Annotated in this window: 20 protein-coding genes; 12 read left to right on the top strand and 8 right to left on the bottom strand. The window is 58.0% G+C overall.

The window, feature by feature from the left end:
- Positions 1-161: 161 nt before the first annotated feature.
- The gene (locus tag AC6IY8_RS16790) at positions 162-1,493 is read right to left on the bottom strand and encodes a S53 family peptidase (protein ID WP_497775782.1); all 1,332 of its coding nucleotides are present in this window, start codon (positions 1,491-1,493) and stop codon (positions 162-164) included.
- A gap of 299 nt (positions 1,494-1,792) precedes the next feature.
- Between AC6IY8_RS16790 and AC6IY8_RS16785 the strand changes: the two genes are divergently transcribed.
- The 3 genes from AC6IY8_RS16785 (at position 1,793) to AC6IY8_RS16775 (ending at position 3,576) form a co-directional block, all read left to right on the top strand.
- Positions 1,793-2,503, top strand: a complete 711-nt coding sequence (locus AC6IY8_RS16785) for a tetratricopeptide repeat protein (RefSeq protein WP_497775781.1) — start codon at positions 1,793-1,795, stop codon at positions 2,501-2,503.
- A 244-nt stretch (positions 2,504-2,747) separates the two neighbouring features.
- On the top strand, positions 2,748-3,014 hold the full coding sequence (locus AC6IY8_RS16780) for a YtxH domain-containing protein (RefSeq protein WP_497775780.1): 267 nt from the start codon (positions 2,748-2,750) through the stop codon (positions 3,012-3,014).
- 100 nt (positions 3,015-3,114) lie between these two features.
- Positions 3,115-3,576 (top strand): hypothetical protein, encoded by a 462-nt coding sequence (locus AC6IY8_RS16775; protein ID WP_497775779.1) that lies wholly within the window; start codon positions 3,115-3,117, stop codon positions 3,574-3,576.
- A gap of 61 nt (positions 3,577-3,637) precedes the next feature.
- Here AC6IY8_RS16775 and fabD read toward each other — a convergent pair whose 3' ends face one another.
- The 4 genes from fabD to AC6IY8_RS16755 form a co-directional block, all read right to left on the bottom strand.
- A complete protein-coding gene (fabD, locus tag AC6IY8_RS16770) occupies positions 3,638-4,612 on the bottom strand; it encodes an ACP S-malonyltransferase (RefSeq protein ID WP_497775778.1) in 975 nt (324 codons plus the stop codon).
- A gap of 176 nt (positions 4,613-4,788) precedes the next feature.
- Positions 4,789-5,835, bottom strand: a complete 1,047-nt coding sequence (gene plsX / locus AC6IY8_RS16765; RefSeq protein ID WP_497775777.1) for a phosphate acyltransferase PlsX — start codon at positions 5,833-5,835, stop codon at positions 4,789-4,791.
- A gap of 17 nt (positions 5,836-5,852) precedes the next feature.
- Positions 5,853-6,038, bottom strand: a complete 186-nt coding sequence (gene rpmF / locus AC6IY8_RS16760) for a 50S ribosomal protein L32 (protein ID WP_497775776.1) — start codon at positions 6,036-6,038, stop codon at positions 5,853-5,855.
- Positions 6,039-6,106: 68 nt separating this feature from the next.
- The gene (locus AC6IY8_RS16755; RefSeq protein ID WP_497775775.1) at positions 6,107-6,655 is read right to left on the bottom strand and encodes a YceD family protein; all 549 of its coding nucleotides are present in this window, start codon (positions 6,653-6,655) and stop codon (positions 6,107-6,109) included.
- 298 nt (positions 6,656-6,953) lie between these two features.
- Here AC6IY8_RS16755 and AC6IY8_RS16750 point away from each other — a divergent pair, with 298 nt between their 5' ends.
- The 3 genes from AC6IY8_RS16750 to AC6IY8_RS16740 all read left to right on the top strand — a co-directional run bounded on the left by AC6IY8_RS16750 (position 6,954) and on the right by AC6IY8_RS16740 (position 9,420).
- Entirely contained in the window at positions 6,954-7,256 is a 303-nt protein-coding gene (locus tag AC6IY8_RS16750) for a hypothetical protein (RefSeq protein ID WP_497775773.1), read from the top strand.
- Between the two features lie 115 nt (positions 7,257-7,371).
- Entirely contained in the window at positions 7,372-8,382 is a 1,011-nt protein-coding gene (locus AC6IY8_RS16745) for a radical SAM protein (RefSeq protein ID WP_497775772.1), read from the top strand.
- A 21-nt stretch (positions 8,383-8,403) separates the two neighbouring features.
- Entirely contained in the window at positions 8,404-9,420 is a 1,017-nt protein-coding gene (locus AC6IY8_RS16740) for a class II aldolase/adducin family protein (RefSeq protein ID WP_497775771.1), read from the top strand.
- 42 nt (positions 9,421-9,462) lie between these two features.
- On the opposite strand, the gene dacB is transcribed toward AC6IY8_RS16740, so the two are convergent.
- From dacB to AC6IY8_RS16725, 3 genes are all read right to left on the bottom strand, one after another.
- Positions 9,463-11,064 carry a D-alanyl-D-alanine carboxypeptidase/D-alanyl-D-alanine endopeptidase gene (gene dacB / locus AC6IY8_RS16735; RefSeq protein WP_497775770.1) on the bottom strand — a complete coding sequence of 534 codons (1,602 nt, stop codon included), beginning with the start codon at positions 11,062-11,064 and terminating at the stop codon, positions 9,463-9,465.
- A gap of 107 nt (positions 11,065-11,171) precedes the next feature.
- Positions 11,172-11,693: a DinB family protein gene (locus tag AC6IY8_RS16730; protein ID WP_497775769.1), complete on the bottom strand. Its 522-nt coding sequence runs from the start codon at positions 11,691-11,693 to the stop codon at positions 11,172-11,174.
- A gap of 151 nt (positions 11,694-11,844) precedes the next feature.
- The gene (locus AC6IY8_RS16725; protein WP_497775768.1) at positions 11,845-12,864 is read right to left on the bottom strand and encodes a hypothetical protein; all 1,020 of its coding nucleotides are present in this window, start codon (positions 12,862-12,864) and stop codon (positions 11,845-11,847) included.
- 542 nt (positions 12,865-13,406) lie between these two features.
- On the opposite strand from AC6IY8_RS16725, the gene asnS reads away from it, so the two are divergent.
- The 6 genes from asnS (at position 13,407) to AC6IY8_RS16695 (ending at position 20,060) form a co-directional block, all read left to right on the top strand.
- Positions 13,407-14,729 carry an asparagine--tRNA ligase gene (asnS, locus tag AC6IY8_RS16720; protein ID WP_497775767.1) on the top strand — a complete coding sequence of 441 codons (1,323 nt, stop codon included), beginning with the start codon at positions 13,407-13,409 and terminating at the stop codon, positions 14,727-14,729.
- Between the two features lie 103 nt (positions 14,730-14,832).
- The gene (rocF, locus tag AC6IY8_RS16715) at positions 14,833-15,780 is read left to right on the top strand and encodes an arginase (protein WP_497775766.1); all 948 of its coding nucleotides are present in this window, start codon (positions 14,833-14,835) and stop codon (positions 15,778-15,780) included.
- Between the two features lie 188 nt (positions 15,781-15,968).
- Positions 15,969-17,156, top strand: a complete 1,188-nt coding sequence (locus tag AC6IY8_RS16710) for a D-alanine--D-alanine ligase family protein (RefSeq protein ID WP_497775765.1) — start codon at positions 15,969-15,971, stop codon at positions 17,154-17,156.
- A 145-nt stretch (positions 17,157-17,301) separates the two neighbouring features.
- Complete coding sequence (locus AC6IY8_RS16705; protein ID WP_497775764.1) at positions 17,302-18,090, top strand: DUF4097 family beta strand repeat-containing protein; 789 nt, start codon at positions 17,302-17,304, stop codon at positions 18,088-18,090.
- A 95-nt stretch (positions 18,091-18,185) separates the two neighbouring features.
- Positions 18,186-18,941: a TetR/AcrR family transcriptional regulator gene (locus AC6IY8_RS16700; protein ID WP_497775762.1), complete on the top strand. Its 756-nt coding sequence runs from the start codon at positions 18,186-18,188 to the stop codon at positions 18,939-18,941.
- A 54-nt stretch (positions 18,942-18,995) separates the two neighbouring features.
- Positions 18,996-20,060: an HlyD family secretion protein gene (locus AC6IY8_RS16695; RefSeq protein WP_497775761.1), complete on the top strand. Its 1,065-nt coding sequence runs from the start codon at positions 18,996-18,998 to the stop codon at positions 20,058-20,060.
- Positions 20,061-20,063 lie beyond the last annotated feature (3 nt).

Genomic DNA, 20,063 nt, shown 5'->3' with positions numbered 1-20,063 from the left:
GTCAGGAAACGACGCAACAAATTCAATGAGCAGAGATGAACAAACGTTCCGCTGGGTTGTGACGTTTTGCCCTCCTCGCAAAAAGCAACAGGCCGAGCTCTCGCCCGGCCTGCAGTTCTATTGCTTCTAATTAGCCCGCCGCCTTCCAGGCGGGAGCCGACCTACTGAGGATGGACTGCGTTCACAAGGTCCGGAATCAGGTTCGCCACGTTTGGCGTGCCCCATCCTGTCGCCCAGTCGTAGCCCACTTGCGCGCTGAAACCCACCGGCGTGCCCAGCAGTTGATTGTTGCCCACCGTGATGTCATGGAAGTCGCGTGCGTACGTCGTAGCATTTTTCGCCAACGAGTACAGAGCGGGGTTAATGTAGCCGAGCGGTCCACGGCTGCCGCTGTACTGGTTCGCCAGCGCGATGATGGCAGCCCATTGCGGCGATCCAGCGCTGGTTCCACCCACAATCCAGAAGCCCACGTTGTCGCCGCCGAGCGCGCCCCAATACACCAGCACGCCGCCGTTTACCGCCGCGTTATACGAGATGTCTGGAATGGTTCTCGATGGCAGGTTCAACCCGCTCTGGAACGAGGGTACCGGGAAGATGAGGCTTGGAGCTCCACCGGTCGCGGCCACAATACCATCCTTCGTGTCCTGCTCGTTCCACACCTGCTCCCCACCGTAGTAGTGGTTAGCCAGGTTGAACAGTCCATCCGGATACGGAAGACCTTCCGTGCCGCCCACCGCCGTCACTAGGGGGTCATCTGCGGGGAACGCCGCATTCGCGAAGGTCGCGCCGTTGGTCGCACCGTCATCCCCGGCCGAGGCCAGTACCGTGATGTGATTTGCCTGGGCCTGAACGTAGTTTGCGTGCCCCTGCATCACCTGACCGTTATTGGCGTGGATGAGGTATTCCGGTTGACCGTAGCTTTGCGAGATCACGCTTCCCGGATAATGGCTAACGGCGTACTTGACCGCATTGTTGAGCGCATTTCCTGCGTTCGTCGCCGCCACTACCAACACGATATTCGCTCCCGGCGCCATGGCGTGGGCATACTCGACGTCGAGCGAAGTCTCCAGACTCCATCCAACCTCGTCATGAGAATTGTTCGCGCTAAAGGTAGGACACCCTTGCGGACACACAACCTTGAACGACGGAGGGGCAGGGATTCCGAACTGCTTGTCGAAGGCCGCGAGATCGGTCTGAATAGTAGGGCTGCCATAGGCATCGACGATCACGATCGTCTGCCCTGCTCCGGTAAGGGTGGTGGGATAGTTATAGGCCGCTCGAATGTAGGCCGGCGTGTAGCAGATGAGTGGCAGCCCTGAAGGCAGGTTGCCGCAACTCGGGGAGTTCGCATCGCTTGGAACCGCACTGGGAGCCTTCACATGCGGCGGTCGTTTGCGGTAAACGAAGTCCTGCGCCGAGGCGCTTCCTGTCAGCATGAAAACGGCGACGCAGCATAGGAATGCGGCGAGGAACTTCAACAGGTTCTTACTCACGGGAAACTCCTAAGTGACTGAGGGTGCACCGGGATTCGCGATCGAGGGAGCAATATCTCCGAGCCCGCTAGACTTGTGGTGCGTTGGTGTTGTGAAAGCATTGCTGAGCACCGGGTTGTCTCTGAACGGAACAGAATTTCGCTGAAGCGTAACGCCATTTGACGCCGCACGATCCGAAACTCAACAAAGCCCGCCAGCGCTGCCGTCGAGTTCGCGCCCCTAGCTGTTCGTTGACCTTCGCGGGTTTCGGCTGTTAGCATCAACTTTTCAGCCAGTCTCCATTCAGCGAAGGAATTCCCGTGCGTTATACCCGTCATGATTTAAAGCAGGACAAATTCGCCGCGTCTGCCGCGGAAGCCGTTCAGGAAGTAGTAGAGCATCGCTCCGGAATTATTCAGGCTGTTGTTGCTGTCGTAGTGGTTGCCTGCGTCGTCGCGGGAGCTTTCTGGTATATGAACTCTCGTGAAACGCAGGCATCCGATGCTCTCGGACGAGCGCTGGTGACCTACAACGCTCCGGTGATTCCTCCCGGCGCGCCCAAAGAGGGTTCGATGACCACCTTCAACAGCGAGCAGGAGCGCCTGATCGCCTCGAAGAACGCGTTTTATCAGATCAGTGAACAGTACGGCTGGACGGCTTCGGGTCAGTATGCCCGCTACCTCGCTGGACTGACGGAAATGGAGCTAGGTAATTTCAAGGTCGCTGAAGATCAGCTTCGGGCGCTAAGCGGGACGCGTCGCAAGGAATTGGCAGCTCTCGCCAAGTATGCTCTGGCCTCGGTCTATCGCGAAGAGAAGCGCGATCAGGACGCCATCAACCTGCTTCAGGGTCTAAGCGAGAAGCCGACCACCTCCGTCCCCAAGGCCAATGTGCAGCTTGCACTCGCCGACATTTACGCCTCGCAAGGGCAGGTGGACAAGGCAAAGGTCATTTACGACCAACTCTCCAAAGAAAACGAGAAGAACGTCGTTGGACAGATTGCCAACTCGCATAAGGAAGATCTGAAGTAGTTTTTTACCGCCCCCAAAAATCAAGCCCCATTCTCGACGAGAGTGGGGCTTTCCTTTTCCGCGCAACCAATCCTGCTGCTGCAAGCTCTTGGCCGCACGGCAAACCTTGACGCCAACACCGCATCTGTTAGATAGGCGCAGAGGTTTCTGCGTGATCAGTATTCGGAATTCAAGAGAGCCCCGGACGTAAATCCGTGGCGAGGCAGCTGAGGGCTGGCCTCATCATCTCCGCAGGAGGAGCAGAATGAAGAGTTTCTTGTTTGGCCTTGGGCTGGGAATTGGACTAGGGGTTCTGTTCGCCCCAATGAGCGGCGAAGAAACCCGTGAGAACCTGAGCGACCGCGCCAGCGATCTTGCGAATTCCGCCCGCGAGAGCTATGAGCAGGGCCGTGAGCGGATCCAGCGCGGCGTCGAACAGGTAAAGACAACCGCCCGGTCCGCTATGAATCAAGCTCGCACTGGCACCGAAGGCGGCATGAACCGCACCGGCACCGAGGGAATGAACCTCTAAACGACCAGTCGAATCAGGAGGTCCGCCGACGCGCGGACCTTTTTCACTTTCCAGCCGAGTTGACTTTTGCCCTCCGGCTTCTTAGCTTTGAAGCCGAGCCATGTCCACTTCACTTTTCGACGCCCAACCGTACGACGCAGCGAAAGTCAGACGCCGCCGCATCGCCGTTATCTCCGCAATCGTCGCGGTCATCACCATTGCCGTCGTACTCTGGATGAACCGCTTTTGGCCTGAAGAGCGCCACGTCAAGCAGTTCTTTGCCGATCTGCAGTCGCAGAACTTCGAGGCGGCCTACGGCGTTTGGATGAATGATCCCGATTGGAAACAGCACCCCGAAAAATACAAACGCTACACGTTCCATGCTTTCTATCTCGACTGGGGTCCGGGCGGGGAGTGGGGGCCGATCAAGAGCTATAAAATCGTGGCCGCGCAAAAGCCGCGTCCCGATGCGAGCGGAGTCGTGGTTGGGGTGCGCGTCAACGAGCGCAAGAAACTCTGTTCTGTCCGCGTCGAGTTCAAAGACAAGACTCTAGGCTTCTCGCCGGACGAGATGGTCGAATAACCACATTCCTGCACGCAGCAAAAAAGGTCCGCATCAGCGGACCTTTCATCACAATAGCGGTTTACTTCTTTGCCGCGAAAACAGGTTTCGCCTTCTGCAGCGTCAACTCGTTCTCCACATTCATACACGGCTGTGCCTTGTCGATCTGCCGCAGCAGTCCCGTCAGCACCGATCCCGGCCCCGCCTCCAGGAATTGCGTCGTACCCTGTGCGATCAGTGCGCGGATGGAAGATTCCCACTGCACTGCACCGGTCACCTGCCGGATGAGCGTGTCCCGAGATTTTTCCGCATCGCACACCAGTGCCGATTCAACATTGCACATCACTGGTACCTGCGGGTTCTCGAACTTCAAAGCCTTAAGATCTTCCGCCAGGCGGTCCTGCGCCGGTTGCATCAGCGGACAATGGAATGGAGCACTCACCGGAAGCATTACGGCGCGCTTCGCACCCTTATGCTTGCAGAGCTCTGCGGCCTTTTCGACCGCTGCTTTTGAGCCGCTGATCACGACCTGTCCCGGTGAATTGATATTAGCGGGCACGCATACCTGCCCGGGAAACTCTGCAATCGCCTCGCTGCAAGCAGCACGAATCTGCTCGATACTCAGGGCGAGAATGGCGGCCATTGCGCCAACACCCACCGGCACGGCTTCCTGCATGTACTTGCCGCGGTTTCGCACGGTGCGCACCGCGTCTGCGAAGCTGATCGTCCCTGCCGCAACGTGTGCTGAGTATTCACCCAAAGAATGCCCGGCTACGAAACTCGGCACAATGCCATCCTCTGCGAGCACGCGAACAGCGGCGACCGAAACGGTCAGGATCGCCGGTTGCGTGATCTCCGTCATCCGGAGTTTTTCGTCCGGTCCTTCAAAGCACAACTTGCTAAGGGAATAACCAAGAGCCTCGTCGGCCTCTTCGAACGTACGCCGTGCGACAAGGTGATTAAAGGCAAGATCCTTGCCCATGCCTGTGGCTTGTGAGCCCTGACCTGGAAAAAGGAATGCGAGTCCGGCAATACGATGTGCCACTGGGTTCGCCATAATGGCTCCATGCAAAGTATGAATACCGGACGGGCGAAGGCGAGTGCAGTTTCGCTGTTGCTGAACGCGAGTCCACGCGGTCGTCGGCGCTCATCCGGGAAACGTCACGGCATCGCCGTGCTTTCCTGTTTTCTATCAAGCGCGCCATCGCCTAAGCTGGCGCTCGCTCACAAATACTAAACCTTTTCGGCAGCCGCGATACGCTCGCGAGCGGCGCGGATCTGGTCTTCGATCGTCTGGTTCAGGCCCGACTGCGCAAATTCTTTGGCGACGCGGATTGCGTTCTTGATGGCCGTGCCGTTCGAAGACCCATGGCTCACAATGGCCACACCCTTAAGACCAAGAAGCGGCGCACCGCCATACTCCGAGTAATCCAGTCGTTTGCGGAAATCCTTGAACGCCTCGCGCGCCAGCAGATACCCAAGCTGTCGAGTCATTGAAGCCTGAAGCGATTCCTTCAGAATCGCGCGTACGGCTTCCACCAGTCCTTCGCTCACCTTGAGCGCGACATTACCGACGAATCCATCGCATACCACGACATCGGCGCGTCCGTTATACAGGTCGCGGCCTTCGACATTGCCGAGGAAATTCAGGGGGAGTCCCTTGATCAACTGAAAGGCGTCGCGCGTAAGGTCGTTGCCTTTGGTCTCTTCTTCCCCAACCGAGAGTAATCCCACACGCGGATGACTTGCCGTGGGGAATCGTCCACTGAAAATGGTGCGGAAGTAGATTTCGCCCATGATGGCGAATTGCTGGAGGTTTTGCGGCTTGCAATCGACATTGGCGCCCACGTCGAGCATGATCGTGGCCGTCTTCGCCGCCGTAGGAAACACGGTGGCGAGCGCAGGCCGATCAACGCCCGGAATCACGCCCAATACGAGTTTGGCCGTGACCATGGCCGCGCCGGTGTTTCCGGCAGACACAAACCCACTGGCAACGCCTTCCTTCACCAGGCGAAGTCCGACGCGCATTGACGAGTCGCGCTTCTGCTTGACGGCGTGCGCAGCCTTTTCGTCCATGCCGATGAACTCCGAGGCATGAACGACCTCAATGGGTAGGGTTCGGGCTTCAGGATAGTGTGCCATCTCGGCTTTCACTATGTCCTGCTGCCCTACCAGGATTACTCGAACGTCACAGTGCTTGGCTGCGAGTATCGCGCCCTCAATTTCTGGCTTTGGGGCGCGGTCTGCACCCATGGCATCGACCGCGATGGTTATCGACATCGTCCGCTAAGGGAGGCCTACTTGGCCTTTTCGACCTCAACGATTTCGCGACCTTTGTAGTAGCCACACTTCGCGCACGCGCGATGGGGAAGCTTGGCTTCGTGACAGTTGGGGCACTCGCTGACGGAGCGGGCGGTGAGATGGTCGTGGGCGCGACGGAGGGCCGTGCGCTGCTTGGAGTGTCGCCGTTTAGGATTTGCCATGATCGACTACCTTTCAATTTCCATGCGGCCACAAACCGGACCGCGAACTCAAAGTCGCCCCTTGGGCGCTATTGCAATTTCTTTTTCAACTCGCCGAGTGCCGCCCAGCGGGGATCCGGCTTGCTCTGCTCGCAATCGCAAAGCTTTTCGTTTCGATTCGTTCCGCAAACGGGGCACAAGCCTTTGCAATCATAACGGCAAAGGGTCTTGATCGGAACCGCTAGCAGGACTTGCTCCCGCAGCGAATCCTCGAGTTCCATTCCCTCGCCTTTGTAGTACCCGATTTCGGTGTCCGCTTCATGAATCGCCACTTCATCGGAGCCTTTCTCCGACGCCAGTGGGCGATACAGCAGGTCGAACGAGCGCGAAATCGGAATCTCAACCGGGTCCAGACAACGGGCACAGCTTACTTCGATCCGTCCGTCCAGCTTACCTACCACGCGGATATCATCGATTGATGCGTTTCCGCCGTGGTGCTCACGAATCAACTCTGCGCGGCCTTCGGTCTGAAGCGATCCGATTTGGCGCACTTCTGGACCAAAATCGATCTCTCCGGGCTGAAACTGGACGTCAAATTCCAGCTTCCGGACTTCCAGGTCTTGAACACGAATCTTCATGATGCCACATGCTCCCGAAGCCCCGCCTAGCCGGTAGCCTGACAACCGCTTCGCTTGTAAGCGAGTGAAACACAAGGAACTAGCCAGTTCGCCGAGCGAACCTGCGTCTTCCCTTACTCCTGGCGGGAAACACTCCTCGGGACAGATTTCAAGGATAAAGTGCCACCCGTCGCAGTGTCAAACGCTTAGGCTGCCTTCCGCCTGCACAACTGCAGCGCAAAACCGAGTTCCGAGTATGCTTCCTCGCCTCGCGCGACTCCTTCTACGCATCCTACGAGGCCTAAGCGGGATTGAGCGAATGAAGCTGAAGCTGTACATCATCCCGGTTCTTAGCTTTTTGATGCTGGTCGCATCCCTCGACGCGATCCCTGACCCCCCTGCGCTCCATCCGCATGGCACGAGCATCATCAATTGCCAACATCGGCCCCTGAACTGCACTCTTGCCAACCGGCATTCCGCTCCCGGTTGCGCGATCCGCTCCACCGAACTCTTAGAGATACGCTGGACCACCTTCGTTTCGGAAGAGGAGCCGTCCCTGCCTGGCGATCCCGTGCGGATTTCCCAGTACGCAGCAGATACCTCTCCCCCGAAACTCACCTGACCCACGAACCTCTACGGCTTCTTGACTGCGCGCTCCACATGAGCGCCTCGTTCCTCCGCGAGCCTCCTACGACGGGAAATTTACGTCCAGAGCCTCGCGAGTGCTAAAGGACACAGTGAAAACTTCAGAGATTCTTAAAGCCTGGCGCAAAATCCTCAACGGCGAGCGCCCGTCGCTCTCCATCGAGATTACGCGCGAATGCCCATTGCGTTGTCCGGGCTGTTACGCCTATGAGGAAGGACACCTCGGAGGCAACGTCACACTCCGGCAACTCCACGACCGCAAGGGGCAGGAGCTGATCGACGGAGTTCTGGAAGTCGTCGATCGGCTGAAGCCGTTGCACCTTTCCATCGTGGGAGGCGATCCTCTGGTGCGCTATCGCGAACTTGAATCTCTTGTGCCGCTCCTGCTCAAGCGAGGCATTCACGTTCAGATCGTCACCAGTGCATTTCGTCCGCTCGCGCCGGAGTGGGCAAAGCTCAACCACTTCAATATTGTCGTCTCGATTGATGGCTTGCAGCCGGAACATGATCGGCGCCGAGCACCCGCCACCTACGAACGCATTCAGAAGAACATCGCGGGCCAACGCGTCACGATCCACTGCACGGTGACCGCACAAATGATGAAGCGTCCCGGATATCTTCGTGACTTCCTCTCCTACTGGACTCCCCGGCCTGAGATCAACAAGGTCTGGTTCAGCCTGTTCACTCCTCAAATCGGCGAAGAGTTACCGGAAATCCTCCAGCCACACGAGCGCCAGCAAGCCATCGCTGACATGCTCCAGTTGCGCCGAGAGTTTCCCAAGCTCGACATGCCCGAGGGCTTGATCCAGCAATTTGCTGCTCCGCCGCATGGCCCGAGCGACTGTGTTTTCTCGCTGACCACTCGCACCATTTCGGCAGATCTAAAAACCAAAATCGTCCCCTGCCAGTTTGGAGGCAATCCAGATTGCAGTTCCTGCGGATGCGTCGCCTCTATGGGATTGGCCGCTGTCGCGGCCCACAAGCTCGCCGGCTTCATTCCGGTCGGAGCCATCTTCCGCGCATCGGTCAAAATCGGCCAGAAACGTTCGACAGAGGCGGCTCGAGTCATGTCAGTCGAGGACCCACTGCGCGTGCTTCCCTAGTCTGCCAAACGGGAGGACAAGATGACCGACTGTTGTCAAAATGAGCTAGCGAAACTACGCGAGTTCTCTTTCCGTGTAGGCAGCAACTTGCTGCTGACGCAGGCGAGTGCAGGAAATTTTTCGCTGAAAATCGACGGCGTGCTATGGATCAAAGCCTCGGGCAAGTGGATGGCCGACGCCCAGCGAGATGACATCCTGGTACCGCTCGATCTGGCCGAAATCAGACAGAGCATCGAGAGCGATATCGATCCAGCCGAACGCTACATCCGCGCATCGATCGAAACCGCCATGCATGCCGTTCTCCCGCACCGCGTCATCGTCCACCTGCACTCGGTCAATACGATTGCATGGGCGATCAGAAGCGACGCGGCGTCTCAGCTCGAGCGCAGGCTGAAGGGTCTAATCTGGCACTTCATTCCCCACGTGCCTTCTGGTCTGCCCCTTGCTCAAGAAATCCAGCGTGTTGTGATCTCACCACATAAACAGGACATTCTCGTGCTGGGAAACCACGGTCTGGTGCTCGGGGCGGAAGACTGCTGCGCCATTGAAAACATGCTGCGGGAAGTCGAGCAGCGACTAACCATTCCTCCGCGCCCTTGTGCGACTGCGGACTACACATCGCTCAAGCCGTTTGCTGATGGCTCTAGCTGGACACTGCCCGAGGACGAAGCTCTGCACGCGATGGGTGTAGATCCAGTCGCACGATCAATTCTTGCCGGAGGTCTCATCTTTCCTGGCCAGTCAATCTGCTCGGCATCGGTCACAGCAGAGATATTCCGTGCGATCACGATCCCCGACCTGCACGATCGCGACTGGGACCGTCCATACCATCGCCGCGCTTTCCTGATATTGGAGAACTGCGGCGTTCTACTGCGCCGAACCATCACTCCTGCTCAAAGCGCAATGCTGAGTGGAGTGGCGCAGGTCATACAGCGCATTCCCCCCGAAGCACCCATACGCTACCTGAGCCAGGAGGAGATGGCAGACAGCTACCACGTTGCAACCGCGCGGCACACTGAAACGCAATCGACAGTTTAGCGCGAAACACTACGTTGTTTTCTAAACAGAGCTAATCGCAGTTCATCGTTTTCTGGCCAGCGGACGCTTCGAAGACTTCGGTGCACTATCGCTCTCTGGCGCATACCGATACGACGCTTCTGCGATCTTTGCGAGCAGTTCTCCAACTTCGGCAACGTGATCCATATCGCGCAGCGGAGCAAGGTTGGCAAAGGCCGCAAATACCAGGCGATGCCCATTCGCCGCATCGATGTATCCGACCAACCCTTTGCCAAGCAGCGTGACTCCGCCCAACGAGTTCGGAACCACATAAGACCCCGTCTTTGCATGCACGTGCCCGGCCGCAGGCGAATCCTGCTTCACCGCCTCGAGCGTTCCATCACGCCCCAGCACAGGGAGCGCGTCGAGGAACGTTTTTCCATAAGGCTGACGCACCATAAAGGCAAGGTATCGAACCATGAAGTCAGGCGAGAAGGCCGACCCAATCCCTCCCTCTCCATCCAGTTGCGAAACCGATTCAGGATGCAGCCCCGCTTCCGCCAGAAAATGCCTCTCCAGCGCCATGCCTTTTTGGAAAGCGCCATTCGACGCATGTCCGAGAATCGATCCCAGCAGATACGGCGTCGTCGCCGCGTGCAGGTTTTGGCTCACTTTCAGCGTCAGCTTCACTTCTTCCTTGAATGGAGGAGATACATGCTCGACAAGCAGGGTTCTTTTCTGCGCCTGAGCATCGCCTGGCTCTGCGTCTTCGGGCTTTTCGAGCACGATCTTTGCCCAGCGCAAGGCTTCCCTGAAGCCTTCTGCCGCATATGCAACAGGATCTTTCACCTTGTACGCAGCCTGAGCCTTTTCACCGCCCGCCGGAACATTGCCTTCCAGCGTGACAACGTGCGTTCCATCCTGCTGCAGCGAATCAGACGTAAACTGCAGTTCGGCATCGGATTCCGGCTTGCCCGTTTTCACCTTGTTGATCACCCGGAGATAACGTAGGTCAGGCGAGACCGAAAGCGACACCGCGCCGCCCGCCTTTGCAGCGGAAGTGGCCGTCACGTCGATCACGTTGTCGTTGAAGATCACCGGCGAGATCACGGTGCGAGTTCCGGGCTCTGTCTGTGTCGAAGGAAACATCAACGCATCCACCAGCACATCGCCGCGAATGCGCCAGATGCCCTTCATCAGCACGCCCGACGCCAGTTCCTTGAACACCCTGAGCGGCTCGCCATACACCGAACGCCCCGGCAGCACTCCCGCATACGCATGATCGCTCGAGGTGTAATCCAGCGTGTCATCCGGCTTCACTCGTCCCGAGAGATTCGGATCGCCGCTCGCGACCAGAACCAGATCGCCATCCAGAGTGCCGTCGTCGGATATCTTGCCTGTGTAGTACACGCGGGTATGGAAACGGTAGTTTGCGCCGAGCAGTGCGAGAGCCGTGCCTTCCGTCACCACCTTCGTCGTCGAACCCGAGGTGAACAGCTTGTCTTGATTGATCGCAACAAGCGTTTTCTCCGCAGTCAGGTCATAGACTTCCACGCCCAACGTCGAGTGCTTCAGAAGCGGGTTTGACATTACCTGCCGGATTCGCTCAAGCAAGGTCGACGTGGTTTGAGCGATGGCTGGATTGGTAACGAACAGAAGTACCAGGGCGATTACCAGTTTTGGCAAACGTTTCTCCACGTAAGTACATGCACAAGAGTACCGGTAGAGACCGCAGATGCAAAATGCCCCAGGTAACCCGAAGCGGGTACCCGGGGCTCTTCGCAATCCGAGATTTACGCTGCCTTACTTGCCGACCCGAACGCAGGCTCGTCGGCCGACGGCCCATACATGCCAGGAACCGCTACGTTCATCAGGCGCAGATATACTCCGAGCTGCGCGCGATGGTGAATCAGGTGATTCATCACAAAGCTGCGCAGAACGGCTGTTCTCGGCATGGTCATCACCGTCTTGCCTTCCCACTTCATGCTCCAGTCGTGCATGAAGTCCTCGTCACTCGCCTTCGCAATCGACGCTCGCGCTTCGGATACATGCTTATCGAACTGATCGAGCATCTGCTTACGACTATTTGGCACGAAAGGTTGATACTTGTCGGGCTCCAACTCGAGCACCTCAACATTCATGGTGTGAGCGACCCAGCTCGGCAGGTCAGCGACGTGGCCGGCTAGCTGATTCAGTTTCCAGGATTTCGGGTGGGGTTGAAAGTCGAGGCGATCATCGGGAACCGATTCGAGCATCTTGCGCGTGCTTGCCATCTCCTGATCAAACTCAGGCAGCAGCATGTCATGAATTGCCATGGGACACTCCGGTCGCACTTGCGGTGCCTGAGCAGTGATCCAGAAACTCTCCGAGCGGTTGCCCGGGTTGCATCCCTTTTCCAGCATTCACGCCAGAAAAGGGAAAAGGCTGGCGCGAGGCCAGCCTTCAGTGAATCGGTCAGATCCGGTCTTACCAGATCGTCAGTTTCGCCTTGTCAACCCACTCATGGTAACCGCTTCCAGTGGCGTTCACGTCGAGCTGCCACTGCACGCCAGCGTTGCTGGCCCATCCCAGATATTTCGCAGGCTGAGTCTGGTTCAGAGTGTAGGTTTTTCCGTCAACTACAAGCGTCTTGTACGTGTAGTTGTGATTCGTGTGATTCGTCGTCATGTACCACTGGATGTGGTGCCATGCGCCGGTCGAGAACTTCGCGCAGGGAATCGTCGTGTGCAGCCAGTGTCCGGTGTACTCGTTCCAGGTATCCCACACGCCCGCACCGTAGTTGCACTGGGTACCGATCATGTAGTTGTAGCCATTCACGAACTGGAAGGCGTCATATTCGAGCGATTGAGCAGCCTTGGTCGAGTTCGCGTCGAGGTAGACATAGAAGTCCCACAGGAAGTTCGTGGCCCAGTCATTGGATCCCAGCTTCTTATACCAGAGCGCGTTGCCCCACACACCGTCGTGATAGACCTCCATGCTGTTTCCGTCCATCGAGGGTGAAGTCTGGTTGAAAGCCTGCCAGTAAGCGCCGCCACCGTTACCGCCGGCGCAGGCCGCGGTGTTACAGGCGCCCCATCCGCTGCTCATCTGGTCAATGTTGGTGAAAACCTTCGCGGTCGAAGGAGGTGTTGGAAGTCCCGAACCGGAAGTCGGAGCGGTCGTCGTGTTTGAACCGGAAACCGTGACGGTCACCGTCTTGTCGCCATATGCTCCTGTTCTATCCCAGGCGCGAATCACGAGGGTATGTGTACCCTGGCCCGCGGAGATGCTGGTGCTGATCGATGATGTGCCTGTCGTGCTGTATGCGTCGTTGCTATCTAAATAAACGTGCCAAGCCGTAATCGTATTAGCGCTGGAAGCACTCGCTGAAACTTTGATGGGGGCAGAAACGGTAGCGTAGGAAGTCGGCGCTGACACCGAGACCGATACGGAAGCAAATGCAGAGGCGGACAAAAGGACAAGCGCGCCGAGCAGGGTTTTCATCATTCACAGAACCTCAGTAGTGGAATCCGCTGTCCCGTTTCAATCTGGTGACCAGCGGCTGACATGAACCACTATCGAGCAGCATCGCGGGAATGTATGTGGAGCTAACCTCCTAGGGCCTTTGGGATTACTCACGTAGGGAAACTAAGGGTTCCAGAGTACACTCCCTAGGTGTGCAACGTGAGTTGCTGGTCTGAGTTGCTGGATTTGGGCAGAGAGGGGCACTCGAATCCAGAGAACAAGTCGTAACCTGTTTATTCCTGACCAGCTTGGACGCCCTTCTCAAGGCAGAGTAGATAAATTGAATTCGTGATCTTCGTCACGAATTTGCCTAGGTGTTGCCGAGTCGGTATCTAGGTGTCCCTTAGGTGTGTTCTCTGGAACAATCTGGCGGGCAGCTCTCGATTTCAAGCGTTTTTGGCCCGATCATTGACTGGCTACCCATCCCCCAGTGCCAGAGCTTACAATCGCTTGTTGTGCCTCGCGCTGCCCGACGTTGCTTTCTGCCGGGCAATTCTTTCCGCGAAGGCTTTTAGGAAGCACCCATGGCACCGATTACCACCATTGAACACCTCGGCCAATTTGAGGGCCAGGATGTCACCTTGCGCGGATGGCTCTATAACCTGCGCGAAAGCGGTAAGTTGCTCTTCCCCATCTTCCGCGACGGCACAGGCCTCGTGCAGGGTGTAATGGCTAAAAACGCCGTCACTCCGGAGATTTTCGAAACCGTAAAGGGCCTCACCCAGGAATCCAGCGTCATCATTCACGGCAAGGTCCGAGCAGACAAACGTGCTCCCGGCGGCTTTGAACTCGACCTGGCCTCGGTCGAAGTCGTTCAGAAGGTACCGGAAGACACTCCTTACCCCATCTCGCTCAAAGATCACGGCGTCGAGTTCCTGATGGAGCATCGCCACCTCTGGCTGCGTTCACCGCGCCAGGTAGCCATCCTGCGCATCCGCTCGGAAATCGAGCGCGCCATGCATGACTTCTTCTACTCCCGCGATTTCGTCCGCACCGATCCGCCAATCCTGACCCCGGCCGCCTGCGAAGGCACCAGCACCTTGTTCCCGGTGGATTACTTCGACGAGCAGGCCTATCTCACCCAGTCCGGCCAGCTTTATATCGAAGCTACGGCCATGGCGCTCGGTAAGGTTTACAGTTTCGGGCCAACTTTCCGGGCCGAAAAGTCCAAAACCCGCCGCCATCTCACTGAGTTCTGGATGATCGAGCCCGAGGTCGCCTACGCTACCCTCGACGACATCATGAAGCTCGCCGAGGACTTCATCACCTTCATCGTGAAGCGCGTCCTCGAGAACCGCCGCCACGAGTTGACCGTCATCGGCCGCGACATCGAACCCTTGGAAAAGATCGAAGCGCCCTTCCCGCGGCTCTCATACGACGACGCGGTCAAAATGCTCGACGAGGGTTATGCCAAAGGCGAACTGGAGCTTAAGTTCGAGTACGGCAATGACTTCGGCTCACCGGACGAGACCTACATCTCCTCCAAGTTTGATCGTCCCGTAATGATCCACCGCTACCCGGCGGCGGTGAAGGCTTTCTATATGGAGCCCGATCCGCAGGACCTCACCAAGGCCCTCTGCGTCGATGTGCTGGCGCCCGAAGGTTATGGCGAAGTCATCGGCGGCTCGCAGCGCATGGGTTCCTACGAGCGCCTGCTGGAGCGCATCAAGCAGCACGAACTTCCAGAGGAAGCTTTCCAGTGGTATCTCGATCTGCGCAAATTCGGTGGCGTACCGCACTCCGGCTTCGGCATGGGGTTGGAACGCGCCGTAGCATGGATTTGTAAGCTCGATCACGTGCGCGAAACCATTCCGTTCCCGCGCATGTTGAATCGCATGTATCCGTAAACAGCTTCTGTTGGTATAGGTTATCCGCCGGCGGCATTTTCGCTTGGCATCGAAACAAACCAGCTGGGGGCTTCGGCCCCTGGCGCAACAATCGGATCCCCATATGGTCAGCATCCCCGCATCTTTCCCCGACGTAATCAAGAAGAAGATTCGTGTCATTGGTGTCCCGCTCGACTTAGGCCAGCAGCGCCGTGGCGTCGATATGGGCCCTTCCGCCGTACGTGTCGCCGGATTGCAGGCGAAACTGGAATCTCTCGGCCACGAAGTTGAAGACTGCGGAAATGTGAGCGTCACGCTCCCCGAGCAGAAAAATTTCGGAGACGCCCACGCCCGCTACCTCCGCGAGATCACCGGCACCTGCAGCAAACTCGCCGAGGAAGTCCTGCACGCGCTCGAGGAAGAACGCACCCCGCTGTCGATCGGCGGAGACCACTCCATCGCTGCAGGTTCGGTCAGCGGCGTCGCCGAGTACTATCGCCGCGAAGGCCAGCACATTGGCCTTATTTGGATTGACGCCCACTCCGACATCAACACTCCGGCAACTTCGCCCTCCGGCAACGTACACGGCATGCCTCTCGGAGCCCTCATGGGACTCGATGGCCTCGACCCCTTGGGCAAACTGTTCGACTGGACCCCGAAGATCCGTCCCGAGAATTGCGTCCTCGTCGGCATCCGCGACGTAGACATGGCTGAAAAAGAAAACATCCGCCGCACCGGCATTCAGGTCTTCACCATGCGCGACATCGACGAGCGCGGCATGCGCACCATCATGGAAGAGGCCCTTCGCCTGGCCGGACGCGGCACCGTGGGCTATCACATCTCGCTCGACATGGACTGGGTCGATCCCGAAGATGCTCCCGGCGTTGGCACCCGTGTTCCCGGCGGCGCTACCTATCGCGAGGCACACCTTGCAATGGAAATCATCGCCGACCACGGACGCATGACCTCCCTCGACATCGTTGAGGTCAACCCCGTGATCGACGAATATAACCGCACCGCGGAACTCGCCGTCGAGCTTGCCAGTTCCTGTTTTGGCAAGAAAATCCTGTAGAGGTTTCATCACCGGCGACAGGAGATGGGACGTCCTCACGTCTCCTGCCGCCGGAGATTCTGCTGCATCCTCCTCCCGTCCGACTCAACTTGGTGAACAACTGCTGCGCCTTTCAGGTGTTCGTGGGACCTGAGCTTCTATACAGCTGCGTCTATAATCGGACGAGTAGCCCAAGGAAGCTCCACGTTATGACCTCGAAGAAACTCCGTGTTGGTGTGCTTTTTGGCGGACGCAGTGGCGAGCATGAGGTTTCCCTCCTCTCCGCCGCTTCCGTCATGCAGGCGATCGATCGCACAAAGTACGAAGTGGTGCCCATCGGCATCACAAAGCAGGGTCTCTGGCTCACCGATTCGCACGCCGAACAGTTGATCAAGGGTGAGTTCGTCGCCGGCAGCGAAAAGAATCTGCGTGCAGGCGATCCAGCTGCGACCTCCTCGGCCGCCGTGCTCTCCAAGGGTGAAGCCGTTCTGGTTCCGCCCATGCCTTCCACCAACTCGATCGTGCCTTTCGAGACTCCGCGCAACAACAACGGCCCCGATCCTATCTCGGTCGATGTCATCTTCCCCGTGCTGCACGGCACCTTTGGCGAAGATGGCACGCTGCAAGGCCTCCTGGAACTCGCCGACATCGCTTATGTAGGCTCCGGAGTTCTTGGCTCGGCTGCCGGCATGGATAAAGATGTGATGAAGCGCCTGTTTTGCGACGCACGCCTGCCGATGGTGAAGCACCTCACCGTGCTCCGCTCCGACTGGGAACGCAGCCCCAAGCAGATCGAAAAAGCCGTTGAATCGCAGCTCAAGTACCCTGTGTTCGTAAAGCCCGCCAACCTCGGCAGCTCCGTAGGAATCAGCAAAGCTCACGACGCCAGTGAACTTCCGGCGGCAATGAACGAAGCCGCCCGTTTTGACCGCAAGATCATCATCGAGCAAGGTGTCGGCGGAAAGCGCAACAAGGCCCGCGAAATCGAGTGTGCCGTTCTCGGCAACGATGAACCCATCGCCTCCATCTGCGGCGAGATCGTCCCGGCCAAGGAGTTCTACGACTACGACGCCAAGTACATCGATGCCGGCTCCGAACTGCTCATTCCCGCCAAGCTCGATCACACTCAGGTTCGCCAGATTCAGGACATGTCGATCCGCGCCTTTAAAGCCTGCGAATGCTCCGGGCTCGCTCGCGTCGATTTCCTGATGGACCCGGTCACGAACCACTTCTACCTCAACGAGGTGAATACGATGCCCGGCTTCACGTCCATCAGCATGTATCCCAAGCTCTGGGGCGCCTCGGGGATCGAGTACTCCGCGCTGATCGACCGCCTGATCCAGCTCGCGCTGGAACGGCACGGCGACAAGAAACGCAACCAGTACACGAAAGATTAGAGGTCACAAGAGGAACATAGGGCAACGGCCCCGCCTCGAACACCTTCTGAGCAATGAGCGCCGCCGAGCATTGGAACTTTCGGCGGCGTTTTTGCGTACTCTTCTTCTGCGCGGCTGTCGTAGCCCGTCAGAAAGGACTGCCATCATGAGGATCAAGCTTTTCTGCCTGTTCGCCCTGCTGCTCAGCGGCTCTTTTGCGTGCGCCGAGGAGTGGAAGCGCGACTTCACCATCGGAGCTCATCCACAACTCCGCGTTCAGACCAACGATGCCCGCATCGAGGTGCGCGGCGTGCAAGGGAACACCATCTCTGCCCGCGTGGTCGCCGACGGATGGCGCATTGGACCCGGTGAACTCGCGGTGCTCGCACAGCAGAGCGGCGACTCAGTCTTCCTGCAGGTGAAGATCCCGACTCGTCACATTAACTTCAGCTTTGGCGTAAAATCCGTTCGCATCGAGGTCAATGTCCCCGTAAACGCAACTCTCGACCTCGCATCCTCCGACGGATCGCTACATGTTGCGGGCGTAAAGGGCGATGCCCGCCTCATCACCTCCGACGGTTCCATCCGTGTCGAGAATTTCGACGGCAATCTGCGCGCCCGCACCTCCGATGGCTCAATCGACGTCGCCGGACGCTTCGATCAACTCGATCTCAACACCAGCGACGGACGCATCTCGGCCAGCGTGTGGAAGGGCTCGCGCATGAACGGCAACTGGAATCTCCGCACATCCGATGGTTCCATTACCCTCGGCCTCCCCTCCGACTTCTCCGCCTACCTTGACGCCTGGACCAGTGACAGCCACATCGACGTGCAGCTCCCTGTCGAGGTCACCGGACGCATGGATAAGAACCGGATCCGGGGCAAACTTCACGGCGGCGGTCCGACCCTGCAGGTCCATACCTCAGACGGAAGCATCACCTTGCGCGCCATCTAGTTTCACGTAAGAACAGATTCACCCTTGGCCCGCGCTCAGTTGCCTTTCCTCTTCCTTCGGGGCTAAACTAACTAACCAGTTAGTTAGTTTAGAGAATGACGACCTCCAAGCGAAAAACAGCTCAGCCTCGTCCCCGCAACGCAGCGGCAAGCCGCGGCTCAATCCTCGAGCACGCCATTGCCGAATTCGCTTCGCGCGGAGTTGCCGGTGCACGCACGGCGGCCATTGCCGAAGCCGCTGGCGTCAACAAGGCCCTGCTCTACTACTACTTCAAGGACAAAGAGAGCCTTTACTCCGCTGCGCTGCATGAGGTATTTAGCGGTTTTGTCGGCGACGCTCTGCCCATGCTCGATAGTTCACTCGACCCCGGCGAGAAACTGCTTCGCTTCGCGCGCCTGCATTTCGAATATTTAGTGCAGAACCCAAATTACCCGCGGTTCATTCAGCAGGAGCTTTCACGCGCACGCGATTCCGGAAAAATCTCCCCCGACCTTCGCGCCATGGGCTCCTCTCACTTCATCCCCCTACAACAAGCGGGGATGAGGGCCGTGCAGGAAGGCATCGCTCGCGGTGAATTTCGAAAGCGTGCAGGGACGGCGATTCTTCGTTCGATGTTCGGCTTGAACGTCTTCTACTTCATGTCGGCCCCAATCATGCGGATCGTTACCGGTATCGACCCGTTTTCGCCCGACGGAATTCGCACTCATATCGCCTCATCGCTCGACTTTATCGCCGCGGCTTTATTCAGAGATCGCACGCAAGGCATCCGGCTCGCCAAGAAGATTGCCGACGCTCGTGATGCCATGCCCCGCAATCTACGCGCCGGATGTTCAACTGCTCAGCACGAATAATCGAGCACACGGAATGGGCTGTGTGCTCGAACGATTGGAAGGAACGAATTTGTTATGAACCCCAAGTACCGCGTCTTCGTCATGCTAGGCATTGTGTTCCTGCTGTCGCTCGCGTTTTATTTCATTTCCACGCGCGGCGGCACCGACTTGGTTCTCATTGGCACCGTCGATGCCAACCAGGTGATTGTCAGCAGCAAAGTTGCCGGACGCATCGAACACCTGCCGGTTGACGAAGGTCAACCCGTGAAGCAGGGCCAGTTGATTGCGCAGATCGACAATCAGGATCTCGCCGCCGAGCGCGATGCGGCCCGCGCCACCGTTGCCAGCCTTCGTTCGCAAGTTCATCAGAGCAGCGCAACCTATGCCAGCACTCACGGCGAGACCGACGCGCAGTTGAAAAACGCGATGGCTGCGCTACTCTCCGCTCAAGCCGCGCTCGAAGAAAGCCAGGCTGTCGAGCATCAGCAGGCGCTCGACACCAGGCGCATCGTCACTCTCGCCGAGCAAGGTGTCGCGAGCCAACAGGAGCGAGATCGCGCTGAGCAGACACTTGCCGCAAACCAAGCTCGCGTGCGCGCCAACCGCGAACAGGTCAATGCCGCGCAAGCCACCGTGAACACAATGCGCGCACGCATCAATCAGGCCGCCGCCGCGCACAGCAACATCGCCGCCACCGAAGGCCAGATGAACTCGGCCAACGCGAAGCTCGTTGAAGCCGAAGTTCGCATGGATTACACGCGCGTCACTTCACCGATAAATGGCACCGTCAGCGTTCGCGCCGCACGCGAGGGTGAAATCGTGAGCGTGGGCACGCCCATCGTCACCATCGTCGATCTCGCTCAAACATGGGTTTACGCAGCAGTTCCTGAAACGCAAGCGCAGGTGGTGAAACTCGGAGACACGCTCGATGTTCGCATGCCTGGTGGAGAGCGCGTTCCCGGCAAAATCATCGCCAAGGCTGCCGAAGCCGACTTCGCAACTGAGCGTGATTACAGCCGCACCAAGCGCGACATTCGCACCGTGCGCTTGAAGCTGCTGATCGACAACCCGCGAGAAACCTACGTTCCCGGAATGACTGCCGAGGTTCTCCTGCCAAAGCGTCTTCTCATCGGCAAATAGCGG

This window comes from Koromonas soli, from assembly GCF_059726265.1.
Note: the sequence above shows the minus strand (reverse complement) of the source record. Positions and strands in the feature narration are given on the sequence as shown.